Genomic DNA, 17,399 nt, shown 5'->3' on the forward strand with positions numbered 1-17,399 from the left:
TGTTCGGAAGGGATAACCGCTGAAAGCATCTAAGCGGGAAGCCTACCTCAAGATAAGATTTCCCCGAGGCTTTATGCCTCCTAAAGAGCCGTTGAAGACTACGACGTTGATAGGTTGGATGTGGAAGCATAGCGATATGTGAAGCTGACCAATACTAATTGCTCGTGAGGCTTGACTATACAACACCCAAACAGTTGGGGTTGAATGCTCAATCGATTCAAATCCAATCAGTCAATTCAGACTGATCTTGATTTAGTTAACGCTAAACAATAAAATTCAGACCCAATAGCCAACCTGTTAATAACTCATTTGGAACAAAGTAAGGCATTACATGCAAAAGCAGAGTAACTAAGACCCGAACAAGTCCATAAACAGTTGTGCTGGCGACCATAGCAAGAGTGAACCACCTGATCCCTTACCGAACTCAGAAGTGAAACCTCTTCGCGCTGATGGTAGTGTGGGGTTACCCATGTGAGAGTAAGTCATCGCCAGCTCATTATTCAAACACCCTCAACTAGCGTTGGGGGTGTTTTTTTATGTGGGAAAGAAAATATTAAAAACTATAAAAAGTGAAGGCAAAATAAAACCATCAGATGATGATGGTTTTATTACGGCTTAGATAGAAGATTGATTTAAGCGAATAATTGAGTAACGGAACACCATAGAATTGCTAAAATCGCAATCGCAACGATAGGTTCTAGTACTTTAGACCAAGTGGGTACAATTGCTTCTACAGGCTCAATATTTTGATGATCATCGTGGGTATGTTGTTGTACCATTTGATTAAACTCCTTCATTGATGCCTCTAATGATAGCTCTTCTTGAGGAATTGGTTTAGAACCTTTTAACTCTATTAGATCGTTTGTTGACCAAACCCAATCATCCGCTTGACCAGATAAATGTTCAATTTGACCTAGCAATAATTCACCTAGACCTTTATTGCCAAAATTACCAGTTTGATCCAATTGCTTGAGCTCTGTGAGTTGTAAGGCTAAGACTTCACTAATATTCTGTTCAAGCTCAGTTTTGGAGAGAGGTGACTGATTGTGTGGAGATGTGGTGAGTCGACGTGCAATTTCCTGAATATATAATTCATCTTGATGATCAATTTCTTGATAAAGTTTTTGATTATCTTCACGCCATAAACTTACCAATTTACCTAGGCTGAGTGCGTTAATTTCTTGAATATATTGATCACGCTCTACCGAGTCATATTGTTTCAAAAGCGATGGCTTTTGAAGTTTAATCTGCGCTGCAAAATATTGTACTAAATCAAAAGCCATTCACTACTCCATTGTTTTAATCTAATAATCTAAGGCTTGGTTTTTTCTTAGTTTGTTCGGGTTTTTCTTCAGTCTTTAATTCTAAAGCATCTTCATCATTTTGGATATGTTGATACTCGCTCGGATCAAAGAATAAGCCTTGTCCATTTTCTCGAGCGTAAATCCCCAGTACCGCATTCATTGGCACATATAAGTCGCGTGAAACACCACCAAAGCGTGCGGAGAATGTAATTGCATCATTGCTCATGTGTAAGGCGTGTACAGCATGTGGAACAATGTTTAATACTATCTGACCATCCTGCACAAATTGTTCAGGAACAAGCGTATTCGGCTGTGTAGCATCGACCAATAAATGTGGTGTGAGTTGGTGATCACAAATCCATTCATAAATTGCGCGGGCTAAATAAGGACGGGTTGGACTTAAATTGATTTCAGATTCAGACATAATATGCTCTTTAAGTATGAATTAAAAATTCTTGATAGCGATTTTTTTCTTGCAAAGTCATTGCTTGAGTGAAGGCAGGGCGTGAAAAAATCCGCTGACAATACAGGAAAATTGGACGACAGTGTTGTTGGGGTAATTCTATGCCCATGGCTTTTAGCCGTATAAATAAGGGTGCCAGCATGCAATCTAAAATACTGAAATTTTCTGACATGAAATAAGGATAATGCTGAAATAATGGTGTCAGTGAAATGAGTGTATCACGTAATTTTTTTTGTGCAGCGCGCTGTGTTGTGTACTCTAAGCTATCAGGATGACGTAGCATCTGATCGGCAAGTTTGAACCAGTCTTGTTCAAAGCGCCAAATATATTGTCTTTGTTCTGCACGTGGCATAGGTGCATCTGCATAGAGTTTATTTTGTCGATAACGATCATCCAGATATTCGGAAATAATCGCAGTATTAAAGAGTTTTAAATCGTTTTCTAGCAGCATTGGAAGTTGATTATACGGATTCAGGCTTGCAAGATCTTCATCTTCATAATCGACCAAAATCAGTTGATATTTGATTTGTTTTTCGGCCAGAACGTAACGAATCCAATGTGAGCGAAAGTCGTCCGCATGACTGTAGAGGGTAATGCCTTGTAAGGGTGCGTTCTCGACTGACATAATCCGAAATAAAACCAAATGAATAGAATAGGATACTAAACTTAGCCACTAAAATCACCCAGCAAAGCTGATAAAAGTGTATGAGATATTTGTTGATTGGTTTTCAATTTTTGGACTGTATTGAATTTTGATTTTTGGTGTATGTGAATCCGAATTGTTTATCTGGCTTAAAATGCTCAGCTCGTTGATTTGCATAAAAAAAGCCTTGGAAAATCCAAGGCTTTTTGTGTCCGATTCGGTAAACGAATTAACGTTTAGAGAATTGTGGACGTTTACGTGCTTTACGTAAACCAAGTTTCTTACGTTCAACTTCACGAGCATCACGAGTAACGAAACCAGCTTGACGAAGAGCAGGTTTTAAAGTGTCGTCAGATGCGATCAATGCACGAGTAATACCGTGACGGATAGCACCAGCTTGACCACCAATACCACCACCAGCAACAGTGATGTAAAGGTCATATTTGTCAGTAGCTTCAAGAAGTTCTAACGGTTGACGTACGATCATACGAGCAGTTTCACGACCGAAATATTGCTCAAGAGTACGGTTGTTAATTACGAGTTTACCTGTACCAGCTGATAAGAAAACACGTGCAGTTGCGGTCTTACGGCGACCTGTACCATAATTAGTAGCCATGTGCTGTATCCCTTAGATGTCCAAAACTTGTGGCTGTTGAGCTGTGTGAGGATGCTCAGCACCAGCGTACACTTTCATTTTCTTGATCATAGCATAACCAAGAGGACCTTTTGGCAACATGCCTTTTACAGCGCGTTGGAAGATTTCTTCTGGTTTGTGAGCAACTAATTTCTCGAAATTAGTTTCACGGATACCACCAGGGAAACCAGTGTGGCGATAGTATTTCTTATCAAGTGATTTGTTACCAGTCACTTGAACTTGCTCAGCATTGATAACAACGATGTAGTCACCAGTGTCAACGTGAGGAGTATAAGAAGTTTTGTGCTTACCGCGTAAACGACGAGCGATTTCTGTCGCAAGGCGACCTAGAGTTTTGCCAGAAGCATCAACAACGTACCAGTCGTGTTGAACTTCAGCTGGCTTAGCGCTGAGAGTTTTCATTAAACCACTACCTATTATAGTTGGTTTGGACTATGGAAGCTGTCCAAACAAAAAGGAGTCCGAATTCTACCTGAAATTAACTAGAACCACAATGGAAATGTCACATTTTAAGCGCTATATTTTAGCGAGCTTAAATACAAAAGAAAAGTTGAATAAATTTGTAACATTCAACATTAAAAGCCTAGATTTATGCTGTTTTAAATCGCCTTTATAGGGTTATAAGTAAAGTTTTTAGCAGACAATATTGAAACAAAAGGGGGGATAGGATGTCGCAAGATTTGCAATCAGAAATACAGCAGCAGTCTGATCTACCTACTTCAAAATTCATTAAATTTATTGCTGGATGTTTTATTACATTGCTCAGTATCTATATGCTGGCTTTTGTAGTATTGGGTGCTGTATATGGTGTGGATGTGTTTAGCATCTTATTGCTGTATTCAATTTTTTTCCATTTAGCACTTTTCCCATTTTTATTGTATGGCGTTGGTGGAATCATTTTGCTGTGTTTAGCAGACACCCAATATCGGGAGGTGCTGAAAAAATCACAAAAAATATTGATGATGGGGCTGTTATTGGGTGTTGCTGTTACCGCTATTTCTGAATGGGCGCATGTGCAAGGGATTTTGCAGACTCGATTTATCTTGGACTGGAAATAAAACAATCAACTAAGATGGCGCTATACTTTAATTATCCTTAGATAAATCTGGACTGAGCATTTATGCGACCTTTATATGTCACCAGTGGTGAACCCGCAGGGATTGGACCTGATATTTGCTTGAGTTTGGCAGACCGAGTGGATGAGCGTCCAATTGTGGTATTGGCAGATCATCAATTATTACAACAACGTGCCGAAATTCTAAACCAAAAAGTCGAATTGATTGAATATTTAGGTCAGCAGCACGCAGCTGTAGTGGGGCAGTTGTATGTTGAACATGTGCCCTTGGCCGCAGAGGTACAACTTGGTCATTTAAATGCTCAAAATGCGGCTTATGTGTTAGAGCAATTACGTCGTTCTGCATCGTATGCCATGACGGGTAAAAGTGTCGGTGTTGCGACAGCGCCAGTACAAAAATCGATTATTAATGAAGCGGGCATTTCGTTTAGTGGACATACTGAATATTATCAGGAGTTTGCAGGTGTAGAACGTGTGGTGATGATGTTGGCGACTAAAACGCTACGTGTTGCCCTCGTAACAACGCATTTACCGTTACGTGCAGTCGCAGATGCGATTAGCAAAACCCGTTTGCAGCAGGTGATTGATATTTTGCTGCATGATTTAAAAAGTAAATTTAAGATCGAGCATCCTAAAGTGTTGGTGTGTGGTTTGAATCCACATGCGGGTGAAGACGGTTATTTAGGCATGGAAGAAATTGAAGTCATTAATCCTGTGCTGCAAAATTACCGTAACCGTGGGGAAAACCTAAGCCTGAGTTTGCCTGCAGATACGTTGTTTACCCCTGAAAATTTAAAAGATGCTGATGCAGTATTGGCGATGTATCACGATCAGGGTTTACCTGTGTTAAAATCTCAGGGCTTTGGTGAAGCAATTAATATTACTTTAGGCTTACCGTTTATTCGCACTTCAGTCGATCACGGCACAGCGCTCTCCCTCGCAGGTACAGGACTTGCGAAAAGTTCTAGCTTGCATGTTGCTGTCGATTTAGCGCTGGATTTAGCACGTTCATAATCTCAGCTTGGAAATCTTTATGTATCAAATTAATGCCCTAAACCCAAAGGAAGAAGGGCATCAGGCTCGTAAACGCTTTGGTCAAAACTTTTTGCATGATCAACGCGTGATTGCCAAAATTGTCCGCTCAGTGAACCCACGTCCAGGCGATAATATTGTCGAGATTGGACCGGGTTTAGCGGCATTGACCTCACCTTTAATTGGTGAGTGTGATGCTTTGACTGTAGTGGAATTAGACCGTGATTTGGCCGCAGGCTTACCGGGACGTGTGCCACATCCTGAGCGTTTAACTATTGTAGAAAGTGATGCGCTGAAATATGACTTTACCGAGTTATTTCAGGAAGGGCGCCCGCTACGTGTGGTTGGAAACTTGCCGTATAACATTTCGACGCCGCTTTTGTTTCATCTCTTAGAGTTTGGTGACAAAGTTAAAGACATGCACTTTATGCTGCAAAAAGAAGTGGTAGATCGTATCACGGCTGAACCGAATACCAAAGAATATGGGCGTTTATCGGTGATGATGCAGTATTATTGTAAGCCAACGTTCTTGTTTGAAGTACCGCCTGGCGCATTTAATCCACCGCCTAAAGTGACTTCTGCAGTATTCCGTTTAGAGCCTTATGTGACTAAACCGATTATTGCCAAAGATGAAAAAGCATTGGCACGTTTGGTGGCGCATGTATTTACCCAACGTCGTAAAACATTGCGCAATAGCTTAAAAGGCATGTTGGCTGAAGATGCGTTTGAACGTGCAGGGGTAGACCCAATGGCACGTCCTGAAACTTTAAGTTTGAGTGCATTTGTCGCATTGGCAGATCAGATGGTGAATTAATGGCAGCAATTCGATACAACTATGTCATTGGTGATGTGCAGGGCTGCTTTGAAGCCTTAAAACTGTTATTAAAAGAAATACAGTTCGATCCCGATCAAGATTTTATTTGGTTTGCAGGCGATTTAGTCGCGCGGGGTGAAAACTCGGTAGGTGCTTTGCGTTTTATTAAAAAACTGGTAGATCGTGGCGTTGCAGCAACGGTGTTAGGCAATCACGATTTAACCTTGTTGGCAGGCGCACGTGGCTTAAAGAAAATCAAAGCACAAGACAACACTCGTGATGTGATTGATGCAATTGACAGTGATGATTTGATTGATTGGTTGCGTAAACAACCATTGTGTCTTTTTCCTAATGAAAACACCATTTTAACTCATGCAGGTATTCCACATATTTGGAATGCGGAACAAACCGCAGCTTTGGCAAAAGAAGTTGAGGCGGTGATTGGGCATGAGGACTTTGAGGTGGTGGATGCATTCTTAAAGGAAATGTATGGGGCAGAACCTGCAGTTTGGTCGGATGATTTAGAGGGGCATGCGCGTTTACGTTGTATTACCAACTATTTGACCCGTATGCGTTTAGCCAATGCACAGGGTGGTTTGGAATTCAGCTTTAAAGATGCCTTAGATGATCCGATGCCAGAAGGTTTTAAACCGTGGTTTGAATATCCATCTTTAGCTGCGCAAACACATCAAATCGTATTTGGTCATTGGGCAGCATTGCAGGGACAAACGGTAGCCGACAATATTCAAAATGTGGATGGCGGTTGTGTGTGGGGCAATCAGCTTGTGGCTTATCGTTTGGAAGATCAGCAATTGTTTGCAGTGGATAATCCGCTGGCAGAATGGTAATAACATTCATCTTTAAAATTTAAAAATGTGATGATGAAATGAAAATAGCCACCTATTGAGGTGGCTATTTTTTATCTTGAATTTTATTGAATTCGAATCCAAGTTTGACTGCGACCTAGTGTAGATACACCCATATAAGCACGTAAAGTTAAACGTTTACCTGTTGAGTTGAGGCGAATTTTTGCATCGTAAATACGACCTGCCAATGGATCAATTACGCGTCCTTTTTCGTAATTGTTGCTGTTTTTGACTTGTTGTAAGCCTTTTAAAATATCCATCCCTAAAATAGGTTGGTCGGTATAAGGCGCAGGGCATTTATTACAAAGTTCACGTGGGGTATAACCCGGACGCGGGGTTACTTTCACAATTTTACCCGTATAGGTTTGATTGGCTTCTTTACGAATTTCGATGACAGCTTTGGGTGAGCCTGTTTTATCATCAATTTGTTGCCAAGTTCCTGCTAAATCTTGTGCCATCGCCAAAGTGCTTAGACTGCCGAAGATGACGGCTATTCCTAAAGCCAATTTCTGAATCATTTTATTTCCCTTACTCGGTCTTTGCGGCTAGTCTAATCTGTGAATTAACGGACACAAAGTCCCGAGTATCCAGAAAAAATGACCGATGAGACACAATTACTCGCTTATTGTTGGCGAATCCACGTTTGTGTCCGACCAATGGCTGAAATTCCGACGTAACCACGTAAAGTGAGACGTTTATTATTAGATGCTAAACGACCTTTCAGGCTATACATTTTGCCTGTAAGTGGATCTAAAATACGCCCATCGGCATAGTTGTTATTTTCCACATGCTTTAAGCCACTAATAATTTCCAAACCGACCAAAGGTTTGTTGGTATAAGGTGCAGGGCAATTCACACACATAGTTTTTGGGGTATAGCCCGGTCTTGGTGTGACTTTGATAATTTTACCAGTAAAGCTGCCATTTTCAGCTTGGGTAATTTCAATCAGGGCTTTGGGTGAACCTGTTTTGTCATCAATACTTTGCCAGATACCTGTTAGGTCTGCAGCAAATGCTGAACCACTGAAGATTAAGCTTGCAAATACACCCATCAATACATTTTTCTTCATATCAGTTCCTTTGATTGTCGAAAGTTATTACAGAGGTTAATTCAAGATATAAAGCGAGTTGTGGTAAGAGTCAAGAGATTTGAGGAAATTTTTAATCTTAAACTTGCAGGGAAAATGCTGGAAAAGATGTGAAAAATGCCACGAACGTGTGGCATTTTAAGTGAAAAGTGAATTAATTAAGTTGATGGAATAACTTATAAATTAATCACTTTTAATCCAAGTTTGGCTACGTCCTAAAGCAGATACGCCCACATAACCACGCATGGTCAGACGTTTACCATTGCTGCTTAATTTGGCTTTGGTGCTGTAGATATTGCCGTTTAATGGGTCAATAATTTTTCCACCAGAGAAGTTAGTACCACCTGTATGTTTTAAGCCTTTAAGTATATCCATTCCTAAAATAGGTTGGTTGGTATAAGGCGCAGGACAGTTGACACAGGTATCTTTAGGGGTGTAGCCAGGACGAGGGGTAACTTTGACAATTTTAGCCGTATAGGTGCCATTGGCTTCCTGACGAATTTCTAAAATTGCTTTTGATGAACCTGTTTTGTCATCAATATTTTTCCAAGTACCCGTAATATCTTGAGCTAGCGCAAAACTTCCTAACGCTGAGCAGATTAAGGCAACGGTGAGTTTCATCTTGACCATGTTCAATGTTCCTTGTTTTTGGCTAACTGGATATTTCATAGTAAAAAGAAAGTTAAAACTCGACAAGTCTAAATAAGTGATTGCTCAGTCACATTTTTTGTAAATACAGTATAAAAGTTGGCAGCCATACTGCGGTAAATACTGCATTGACGGCCATACCAAAGGCGGCATAACGTCCAGCTACGCTACCTCGTTGCCAAGCTTGGGCGGTACCAATTGCATGCGCAGCCAGACCTAGAGCCAAACCAGAGGCACGTTCATCATTGATGTGTCTTAAAATAAAAGGTGAGAAAGCAGCACCTACAACACCCGATAAAATCACAATCAAGACTGCCAGTTGAATTGGGGCTTCCAAAAGCGTGGCGATATTAATCGCAATCGGCGTGGTCACTGCACGGGTGGCAAATGCCATAATATCGGCACTGGACATATGTAGCGCATAAGCAAGCCCCATCGGCAGCGCCACAGCACTAAGACTGGCAAAGAACAAAATACCTAAAATCGCTTTGAGGGGTAAATCGTCATAACGCATGGCTGCTAGAGGAATGGCGAGTGCAACTGTCACATAGCCCAATAATTGATTAAACAAAGGGTTGGTTTGTGCGACGTAAGTTTCGTATGGAATCCCGAAAAAATACAACAGTAGCAACACAAAACACATGCCAAAGACAATCACAGGGATTTGCGGGACTTTTTGGTTGCAAGGTTTTGCCAGTAAATATGCAACGAGAGTGATTAAAAAACCATATAGAATTGACAGCATTTTAATCTCCTAAAGCCAGCGTTTTGCCATTTTGGCATACAGCCAAAGCGGGATCAGCGTACTGATAAACAACACAATTAAGAAGATTGGAATTTGTTTGCCCATGTGCGTGAGCATAATTAATGAACCCGCGCTGATGGGTAAAAAGGCAAAGGCACTTTCTTTCATGATTTTGTTGTTGGTATCGACCAGACGAGCAGGAATTTTACTGAGTTTGCGCCATGTAAATAATACCGCCAGCAGGCTGAGCAAACCGACTAAATTGCCTAATTCTGGGTGATTAAATTGGGTCATGATCCATACAGAGGCTTCACGAAACACAATAATCAAAAGGAGTGTGCCGATCCATGCTGGCCAATCGATATGTTTTATCCTGCTCATTTTTGATCTTTCATTAAAATTTTACTTATCACGTTTTAACCGATCTGATCGTCAATTTCAAATGCTTCAAGCGGACGTTTAAATTGTTCTGCCTGTGCACCTAAAATTTCGTCTATCGGTAAATGTGCCTGTTTAATCAGTTGTTCCAGTTTATGTGGTGCCATGCTGACTTGTAGATGTAATTGACCTTCATCATCGTACTGTTCTGCCTGAATGACATTGAGCGCATACAGTTGATTGCGCAGTTTGCCATAAGCAGGTTGTAATTTAAGATCAAACTTTTGAATTTGCCCCATCAAACATTCATGTACGGCTTGTTTTAACAAGTCTAAACCTTGCCCTGAATGTGCCGATACATAGACACGGTCAGGTTGATGCGGTTTTTCATAGATAATTTTGGCTGTTTCGCCTGAGACATCAATTTTATTGTAAACCCGCAAAATAGGTACATCTGCGCCAATTTCTTTTAGCACACCTTCGACTGCTTCAATTTGTTCCAACACATCGGGGCTGCTTGAATCAATCACATGCAGCAATAAACTGGCTTCTAAGGTTTCTTCCAAAGTTGCTTTAAAAGATTCCACCAAAGAGTGAGATAGGTTTCTTACAAAGCCAACGGTGTCGGCCAATACCAGACGTCCGATGCCATCCCATTCTAAACGCCGTAAAGTAGGGTCAAGCGTAGCAAACAGTTGGTCAGCAGCATAGACATCACTTTGCGCCAAAATATTAAATAAGGTCGATTTGCCTGCGTTGGTATAACCGACCAATGAAACGGTAGGAATGGCGGCTTTTTGCCGAGCCACACGACCTTGTGCACGGGTTTGACGGACTTTATCGAGTTTGGTTTTTAGTTGTCCCATGCGAATACGCAATAAGCGTCGGTCAGTTTCAAGCAAGGTTTCCCCAGGACCACGTAAGCCGATACCACCTTTTTGACTGTCTAAGTTGCTGCGACTACGCACCAAACGTGAAGATAAATGTTGTAATTGTGCCAATTCGACCTGTAATTTACCTTCGTAAGTGCGGGCGCGTTGAGCAAAAATATCTAAAATGAGTTCGGTACGGTCAACCACACGGCATTGCATCACTTTTTCTAAATTACGTGCCTGTGCAGGACTGAGTGCATGATCAAAAATGACCAAATTGGCGTCGTGTTCTTTGACCAATGCGGCAATTTCTTCGGCTTTGCCTGAGCCAATAAAGAGTTTGGCATCGGGTTTACTACGTTGAGTGTGGACGTGTTGTAAAACTTCTGCACCCGCAGATTCAGCCAAGAGCTGAAATTCTTCGGCATCTAGGTCTTCTAAAATTTGGACAGCGACACTGACCAGTACAACACGCTCGCCATCTTGATGTGGCACAAAATTTTCCACTCAGCGCAATCTCCATGCTAAAGCTATATTCTAGTAGAAAAAATGTTTGTGCAGGGAAATAGATGATTGGATTTTTCCTGCGCCCTGATTTGATGCTATATCAATGTATGTAAACTCAATTATAAGGATGACCCCAATATAGAATTTATCTATTTAGATTTTGCCAAAAGTCGCATGTTTGCATGCAGGTTTCGGTTTTTATTATCAATGCAAGTTCAGATTGAACAGTATAGAATGAGCAAAATATAGACCTTTATACGTTGTTTTGCGTTTAACAATTAGTGATGACCCTATGAACCCAGCTGTTGAAACTCACACATCTCCAATTCATGGTTTTGCAAAGCTTGCTTTGTATAGCAAAAAAGTTCTGGCAACGGCTGGCGCGATTGGTGAAGGGTTTTATTTGGTCTATCGTCATCAATTGTATAAAGACACCAACAACCCGAACAATACGCGCTATGTGCAATATTTTTGCCGTCAATTGTGCAAAGTTTTTAATATTGAAGTGCAAATTCATGGTGAAATTCCGCATGACCCTGCGCTATGGGTCAGTAATCATATTTCGTGGTTAGATGTAGCGGTATTGGGTTCTAGTGCGCGGGTATTTTTTCTGGCCAAAGCTGAAATTGAAAAATGGCCGTTATTGGGTAAGTTAGCCAAAGGTGGGGGGACGCTATTTATTAAGCGTGGCTCTGGCGATTCAGTCAAAATTCGTGAACAAATCACGCAATTTTTAAAACAAGATATTCCTGTATTATTTTTTCCTGAAGCGACCACGTCAGATGGAAGCAAAATTAAAAAAGTGCATGGTCGTATTTTAGGGGCAGCAATTGAAGCCAAACGACCTGTGCAAATTTGTCTGATTTGTTATGTGAATCAGCAAGGTGAGTTAGATACTGTTGCGCCGTTTATTAATGACATGACCTTTGTTGATCATGTGAAAGATGTTTTGGAAATGCCGAAAGTGACAGCGCATTTAATGGCGTTACCTGCAATTGTGGTAGAAGGGCACGATATTGAATCTTTAACTGCTGTGGTACAGGAACGCATGACAGAAGGTTTGGCTGAGTTGCATCGTCAGGTATTAAAACCACAAGTGCTGACATCATAAAACATGCTTAGGCGCATCTTCATGTTAAAGATAGCCTAAGCACATCACATTTTTTTAAGAATAATGGTCATCATCCAACAGCTTCAATATTATGTTGCTACATAAAGCCTTCAATTGGCAGCCATGAGGTAATTTTCATTGTCGCACGTTGATACCATTTCATCCCTGGTTCTTTTTTCAGAATTTGAGTTTCGCCTTGTGGATTTTTCATGTGCCATTGAATGTTTTGCTGTGCATCCAAAACCAGTTTATAAGCATATTTGGACAAATTGACATCCATGGTGTGGTGAACTGCGCGAGCCAATGGCGGACTGTTTAAAATCACCCCAATTTCAGTATTTAAATATGCCGAGCGTGGGTCAAAATTAAACGAACCAATAAATACCTGTTTTTCATCCAATGCCATGAGTTTGGCATGTAAACTAGAACGGCTTAAACCTTTCATACTGACTTTGGCTTTTTTGGAAATTTCGTGCGTATGTGTGTTTAGGTTTTCCATTTCAGGTCGCGCCAAAAACTCATACAGCTGCACGTTATTTGCCAATAAATCTTCTCGATATTTGGCGTAAAAAGCATGCACCACAGGAACATCGTTGGCTTTAAAGGAGTTGGTCAGTACGCGTACCTGAACGCCATCATCCGCCAAGTCTTTTAGTTTTTCTGCCCCCGATTGTTCGGGGACAAAATACGCAGAAATAATATCGACACTACTGCTTGGCTTCTCTAAATGCGTCAGCAATTGAAAGTTGAGATGTTCTTCTTTTGAGGCGCGGTCTTTAATTTTACTCGGCGCATCTTTGACCACTTCAGCACTGACCCAATCGAACTTAATACTATGCGTCATCCACTGTTCAATCGCTTTAGAACGAGTCACCAAATCTAAATAATTTTGTACGGTGGCTTCTTGATCGTGCTGTTCTAATTGCTGTTTTAAGCTTTCATAACGCAAGGTGTAATGTTGTGGATTGACCAATTGCTTGACTGAATAAGCATAGTCATCATTCCAGTATTCATCAAAAGAGTGAATAATTTCATCCGAAGCCGAGCCGACTAACATCACATCGACATCAGAAAATTGATAATTGTCGCTGGCGTTATAGTATTGATTGCTCATATTGCGCCCACCAATCAGAGAAATTTGGTTATCGGCAATAAAGCTTTTGTTGTGCATACGACGGTTAATACGCTTCAAATCCAAAATCATGTCCATGGCACGATAATGTCGAAAGCGATATGGATTATACAGTTTGATGTCGATGTTGACGTGTTGATCGAGCGCGAGATAAATGCCTTCCATTTTTTTGGCATTGTTATCATCGACCAATAAGCGGACTTTCACCCCACGATCTGCCGCACGAATAATGGCGTGTAGTGCAAGCGCGCCAATTTTATCGTTATCCCAAATATAATATTGTAAATCTAAAGATTTTTCTGCTTTATTAATCAGATAGATACGTGCTGCTAGGGCTTCGAGCGGATCATACAGGACATGATAACCCGTAAGCTGCGGATATTTTTCGCGTAGCGGCAGTACAATTTTGGCCAAACTGGTTTGATCGGTTGGGGTTTCAAACGCCATCCGGATCGGATGTTCAATCTGTTTGGGCAGCGTGCTACAGCCTGAGAGTGTCAAAACGAAGGCGCAACTCAGCCACAAGACGTTGTGCCGAATATTTTGAAATGGAGCGGATGAGCTGCGGTTTGCCAAATTAAATTCCTTTTTAGCACGAGGAGCAAATAAGTTAAAAATAGGGTTTGAGTATAATTGTCAGCTATGAAAAGATAAATATGACAATACAGATATATGACGTGTGTGGGTTAAATGCGACATCTGGGTTTAGCGCAGCATTGAATAGCAGAAGTATGAAGTAATAGAGAATAAATATGTGGGATAACGATTCAGTCGTGTTGTATTTCTATATGGGTATGGCAATTTTGGCGCTGTGGGCAGTTTCGCAAGCATGGCGCAGTCAGGCCAATACAGAAACCATTCACCCGTTTAAGGCCTTTGTGCATTTGTTGGTATTTTATTTGTCTTACCTGTTGCCGCCTTTGGTTTTTTTTAGTGTCTATGCGGGTATTCAGGGCTATTACTCCATCCACGAAGCGATTTTTGTATTTTTAGTCAGTGCTGTGTTGAGCTATGCGCGTTTTATTGAACCGCATTTGATTCAAGTCAAAACTACCAAATATCAAATTTATGCAGATCGCCGTTTATTAAAGCCTGTCAAAATTGCTTTAATTGCAGATTTACATATTGGCTTGTTTTCTGGGCATGAGCGTCAATTGAAGCAAATTGTGAAAAAACTCAATTTGCAAAACCCCGATATTGTCGTTGTAGCAGGCGACTGGACTTATGAGCCTGAAAATAAATTGGTCGAAGAATTGGCGGTATTAAAAGAAATTTGTGCGCCTGTATATTCGGTAAATGGTAATCATGATGAGCAGTATCCTGGCCCGCCCATTCAAGAGCTGTTAAAAACGGCTTTAGAACAAAATAACGTGATTGATATTGAAGGTAGAATTGTCGAGTTTGATGAGTTTCGTTTGCTCGGTATTGGCGATTTATGGGCAGGTAAAACCGACATGCGCTATATGCCCGATTTACCTCAGGATAAGCCGTGGGTGTTGTTATCACATAACCCCGATACAGTGGATATGGTGCCAAAATTGCCGACACGTCCGTTGATGTTGGCAGGACATACCCATGGTGGGCAGGTTGAACTGCCGTGGCTGACCGATTATGTGATGAAAAAAGTATCTATTTTAGGGCATAAAAAGGGGTTATATCGCCATGATCATGCCGATGTATTTGTGACTGTAGGGACAGGAATGGTCGGTGTTCCTTTTCGTTTTGGTGTGCCGCCCACGATTGATATTATTGAATTATTGTAAGCACCGTCACCATCGCCTACATGAAAAAAACCAGCCGAGGCTGGTTTTTTGATGCAATTTTTGCGCTTAAATTTGATTATTTACATCATCATGCTTGGTTTCTCGAATCATTAAAAATGCGATTAAAGACAAGATGGATGCTGCACTTAAATAATAACCAACTGCAGCCAAGCCATAAGTGGTGGCAAGTTTGGTGGCAATGAGTGGGGCAAACGATGCGCCAAAAATACCCGCCAAGTTAAAGGTGAGTGCGGAGCCTGTATAGCGTACAGATGTTGGGAAAATTTCAGACAATACTGTACCAATGGGCCCGTAAGTAAGTCCCATAATTGCCAAGCCAATACACAGGAAAATAAATACAATCCACGTGCTGCCTGAAGCAAGCATATCGGCAAAAAATAAGCCAAAAATTGCAGAGATGATGCACACTGCGATAGAGGTGGTTTTACGTCCAAATTTTTCGGCTAAAACGGCTGAGAGGGGAATAAAAGCAGCAAAACACAATGTGGCTAGTAGTTGAAGTTTTAAGAATTCTTCACGTGAATAACCCAGTTGTTTGGTGCCCCATTGCAAGGCAAATACCGTAGTCAGATAAAACACCACAAAGGTACAAATTGCAGCGATTGTACCGAGCACTAACATTTTAGCGTGTTTTTTAAAGACCTGAATAAATGGCACATTGACTTCTTTTTGTTTATTCAACACTTTTTGGAAGGCAGGCGTTTCATGCAGTTTTAAGCGAATCCATAAACCGACAATCACCAATAAGGCACTCGAAATAAACGGGATGCGCCAGCCCCATGTCATAAAGTCTTGCTCAGACATCAGCGCACCTAAAATAAGGAATGAACCTGTGGCAAGAATAAAACCAATCGGAGCGCCCAATTGTGGGAACATGCCATACCAAGCACGTTTACCTTCAGGGGCATTTTCTGTGGCTAACAGTACTGCTCCCGACCATTCACCGCCCAAGCCTAAACCTTGCCCTAAGCGACACAACGCCAACAGTAATGGCGCGATAATCCCAATTTGTGCATACGTCGGCAGTAAACCAATACAGACTGTAGAAATTCCCATGGTCAATAATGCCGCGACCAAAGTGGCTTTGCGTCCAATCCGATCTCCTAAATGTCCAAATAAAGCTGCGCCAATTGGACGGGCGATAAAGGCAATTGCAAAGGTGGCGAGAGATTGAATGGTTGCCGTCATTGGGTCAGTACTGATCGGAAAGAACAGATACGGGAAAATAATGACTGCCGCAGTGGCGTAGATATAAAAGTCAAAAAACTCGATGGTGGTACCGACCAAGCTTGCAGTCAGTACTCGAAATTTAGAATTTTGAGTCGGCTGTTCAGCGGCAGCAGTAGATGAAGATGCCATACAGGACCTTATGTAAAGTGAATTTTAAATGAAAGTGCAATTTGGCACAGACCGCACTGGCAGAAAAATAGTAGATACTTCTTGTAGTTATACTTTTTTGAACAAGAAGTCGGTTACAAAACTGCATCCATGAACACCATTCAAATCTGATCGTTTTATCTGTAAGACATGAGCGATATTCAGCGTTAAATCACATACAGATAAATTGCCAGAAAGTGTGCGCCTGCACCAATTAAGACAAATACATGCCAAATTGCGTGGGTATATCTTACGCGTTTTAAGGCATAAAACAATGCACCCACGGTGTAGGCAATGCCGCCAATTAGCAAAAAGGTCAGGGCTTGGCTGCTTAAATAGGCTTGCATATCGTCCATGACCAGAACGGCTAACCAACCCATCACCAAGTAGGCAATTAAAGAAATTTTATGAAAACGGTTGATAAATACCAGTTTAAATAGGGTGCCAATCAGGGCAATAATCCACAGGGCAATTAACAAATATTGTGCTTTTTGAGTAGGAATCGCGATGGATAAAAATGGGGTATAAGTCCCTGCAATTAAATAATAAATTGCGGTGTGATCTAACTTTTTATAAAAATAACGACGGTCTGCTGCGGTTGCCATGTGATACAGCATTGAAGCAGAAAAAAGCAGTACCATGCTTATTGCATAGGCCCACAAACCTAGCCATTGTCCCGTACTTAAATACGCACCTTTAATGATTAAAAGAATACCTGCAATAAATGCCAAAGCCGCACCAACACCATGGCTCAGATAGTTAATCCGTTCTTCTTGCAGGTCATAATCAGGCACTAAAGGGGCATTTAATTTCATGGCGAATCTGCTTTAATTTCTTTAATTATACAACTGTATCGTAATTCAATTTTGCTTTTAGGGTAATAACAATTAAACTTGAATTGTAATT

20 protein-coding genes and 2 rRNA genes are annotated in these 17,399 nt (G+C 41.1%); 8 read left to right on the forward strand and 14 right to left on the reverse strand.

Going from position 1 to position 17,399, the window contains the following annotated elements; all coding sequences use genetic code 11:
• Positions 1-179 (forward strand): 23S ribosomal RNA (locus tag FTU39_RS07545); the annotation flags it as partial.
• Positions 180-379: 200 nt separating this feature from the next.
• Positions 380-494: ribosomal RNA gene (gene rrf / locus FTU39_RS07550) — 5S ribosomal RNA — on the forward strand.
• A gap of 138 nt (positions 495-632) precedes the next feature.
• Here the strand turns inward: rrf and FTU39_RS07555 are convergent.
• The 5 genes from FTU39_RS07555 to rplM form a co-directional block, all read right to left on the reverse strand.
• Positions 633-1,283: a hypothetical protein gene (locus tag FTU39_RS07555; protein ID WP_180051952.1), complete on the reverse strand. Its 651-nt coding sequence runs from the start codon at positions 1,281-1,283 to the stop codon at positions 633-635.
• Positions 1,284-1,299: 16 nt separating this feature from the next.
• Positions 1,300-1,728, reverse strand: coding sequence for a ClpXP protease specificity-enhancing factor (locus tag FTU39_RS07560; protein ID WP_180051953.1), 429 nt, complete (start codon positions 1,726-1,728; stop codon positions 1,300-1,302).
• 10 nt (positions 1,729-1,738) lie between these two features.
• A complete protein-coding gene (locus FTU39_RS07565) occupies positions 1,739-2,392 on the reverse strand; it encodes a glutathione S-transferase N-terminal domain-containing protein (RefSeq protein WP_136144145.1) in 654 nt (217 codons plus the stop codon).
• Positions 2,393-2,639: 247 nt separating this feature from the next.
• Positions 2,640-3,026 (reverse strand): 30S ribosomal protein S9, encoded by a 387-nt coding sequence (rpsI, locus tag FTU39_RS07570; RefSeq protein ID WP_154321029.1) that lies wholly within the window; start codon positions 3,024-3,026, stop codon positions 2,640-2,642.
• A gap of 12 nt (positions 3,027-3,038) precedes the next feature.
• The gene (gene rplM, locus FTU39_RS07575; RefSeq protein ID WP_004909012.1) at positions 3,039-3,467 is read right to left on the reverse strand and encodes a 50S ribosomal protein L13; all 429 of its coding nucleotides are present in this window, start codon (positions 3,465-3,467) and stop codon (positions 3,039-3,041) included.
• A gap of 266 nt (positions 3,468-3,733) precedes the next feature.
• Here rplM and FTU39_RS07580 point away from each other — a divergent pair, with 266 nt between their 5' ends.
• The 4 genes from FTU39_RS07580 (at position 3,734) to FTU39_RS07595 (ending at position 6,834) form a co-directional block, all read left to right on the forward strand.
• Positions 3,734-4,123, forward strand: coding sequence for a hypothetical protein (locus FTU39_RS07580; RefSeq protein ID WP_180051954.1), 390 nt, complete (start codon positions 3,734-3,736; stop codon positions 4,121-4,123).
• Positions 4,124-4,185: 62 nt separating this feature from the next.
• Entirely contained in the window at positions 4,186-5,154 is a 969-nt protein-coding gene (pdxA, locus tag FTU39_RS07585) for a 4-hydroxythreonine-4-phosphate dehydrogenase PdxA (RefSeq protein WP_180051955.1), read from the forward strand.
• A 19-nt stretch (positions 5,155-5,173) separates the two neighbouring features.
• The gene (gene rsmA, locus FTU39_RS07590) at positions 5,174-5,986 is read left to right on the forward strand and encodes a 16S rRNA (adenine(1518)-N(6)/adenine(1519)-N(6))-dimethyltransferase RsmA (protein WP_180051956.1); all 813 of its coding nucleotides are present in this window, start codon (positions 5,174-5,176) and stop codon (positions 5,984-5,986) included.
• On the forward strand, positions 5,986-6,834 hold the full coding sequence (locus FTU39_RS07595) for a symmetrical bis(5'-nucleosyl)-tetraphosphatase (protein ID WP_096901578.1): 849 nt from the start codon (positions 5,986-5,988) through the stop codon (positions 6,832-6,834). Before rsmA ends, FTU39_RS07595 begins: the two co-directional genes overlap by 1 nt.
• Positions 6,835-6,917: 83 nt before the next feature.
• Here FTU39_RS07595 and FTU39_RS07600 read toward each other — a convergent pair whose 3' ends face one another.
• The 6 genes from FTU39_RS07600 to hflX form a co-directional block, all read right to left on the reverse strand.
• Positions 6,918-7,370, reverse strand: coding sequence for a DUF2147 domain-containing protein (locus FTU39_RS07600; RefSeq protein WP_004972473.1), 453 nt, complete (start codon positions 7,368-7,370; stop codon positions 6,918-6,920).
• A 104-nt stretch (positions 7,371-7,474) separates the two neighbouring features.
• Positions 7,475-7,921 carry a DUF2147 domain-containing protein gene (locus tag FTU39_RS07605; protein ID WP_004972472.1) on the reverse strand — a complete coding sequence of 149 codons (447 nt, stop codon included), beginning with the start codon at positions 7,919-7,921 and terminating at the stop codon, positions 7,475-7,477.
• Positions 7,922-8,122: 201 nt separating this feature from the next.
• Positions 8,123-8,569: a DUF2147 domain-containing protein gene (locus tag FTU39_RS07610; RefSeq protein ID WP_154321023.1), complete on the reverse strand. Its 447-nt coding sequence runs from the start codon at positions 8,567-8,569 to the stop codon at positions 8,123-8,125.
• 88 nt (positions 8,570-8,657) lie between these two features.
• Positions 8,658-9,332 (reverse strand): LrgB family protein, encoded by a 675-nt coding sequence (locus FTU39_RS07615; RefSeq protein WP_154321022.1) that lies wholly within the window; start codon positions 9,330-9,332, stop codon positions 8,658-8,660.
• Positions 9,333-9,341: 9 nt separating this feature from the next.
• The gene (locus tag FTU39_RS07620; protein WP_004972466.1) at positions 9,342-9,713 is read right to left on the reverse strand and encodes a hypothetical protein; all 372 of its coding nucleotides are present in this window, start codon (positions 9,711-9,713) and stop codon (positions 9,342-9,344) included.
• Between the two features lie 35 nt (positions 9,714-9,748).
• On the reverse strand, positions 9,749-11,089 hold the full coding sequence (gene hflX, locus FTU39_RS07625; protein WP_004972465.1) for a ribosome rescue GTPase HflX: 1,341 nt from the start codon (positions 11,087-11,089) through the stop codon (positions 9,749-9,751).
• Positions 11,090-11,381: 292 nt separating this feature from the next.
• Here hflX and FTU39_RS07630 point away from each other — a divergent pair, with 292 nt between their 5' ends.
• Positions 11,382-12,200: a 1-acyl-sn-glycerol-3-phosphate acyltransferase gene (locus FTU39_RS07630; RefSeq protein ID WP_096901584.1), complete on the forward strand. Its 819-nt coding sequence runs from the start codon at positions 11,382-11,384 to the stop codon at positions 12,198-12,200.
• 97 nt (positions 12,201-12,297) lie between these two features.
• Here the strand turns inward: FTU39_RS07630 and FTU39_RS07635 are convergent, their stop codons facing one another.
• On the reverse strand, positions 12,298-13,908 hold the full coding sequence (locus FTU39_RS07635) for a phospholipase D family protein (RefSeq protein ID WP_257224404.1): 1,611 nt from the start codon (positions 13,906-13,908) through the stop codon (positions 12,298-12,300).
• 176 nt (positions 13,909-14,084) lie between these two features.
• Between FTU39_RS07635 and FTU39_RS07640 the strand changes: the two genes are divergently transcribed.
• Positions 14,085-15,095 carry a metallophosphoesterase gene (locus tag FTU39_RS07640; protein ID WP_179990561.1) on the forward strand — a complete coding sequence of 337 codons (1,011 nt, stop codon included), beginning with the start codon at positions 14,085-14,087 and terminating at the stop codon, positions 15,093-15,095.
• A gap of 66 nt (positions 15,096-15,161) precedes the next feature.
• Here the strand turns inward: FTU39_RS07640 and FTU39_RS07645 are convergent, their stop codons facing one another.
• Both FTU39_RS07645 and FTU39_RS07650 read right to left on the reverse strand, forming a co-directional pair.
• A complete protein-coding gene (locus FTU39_RS07645) occupies positions 15,162-16,475 on the reverse strand; it encodes an MFS transporter (RefSeq protein ID WP_131260737.1) in 1,314 nt (437 codons plus the stop codon).
• 185 nt (positions 16,476-16,660) lie between these two features.
• Positions 16,661-17,308, reverse strand: a complete 648-nt coding sequence (locus FTU39_RS07650; RefSeq protein ID WP_004972459.1) for a hemolysin III family protein — start codon at positions 17,306-17,308, stop codon at positions 16,661-16,663.
• Between the last annotated feature and the right edge of the window lie 91 nt (positions 17,309-17,399).

It is taken from the genome of Acinetobacter sp. YH12099, assembly GCF_013419195.1.
In the GTDB taxonomy this organism is placed as follows: domain Bacteria; phylum Pseudomonadota; class Gammaproteobacteria; order Pseudomonadales; family Moraxellaceae; genus Acinetobacter; species Acinetobacter towneri.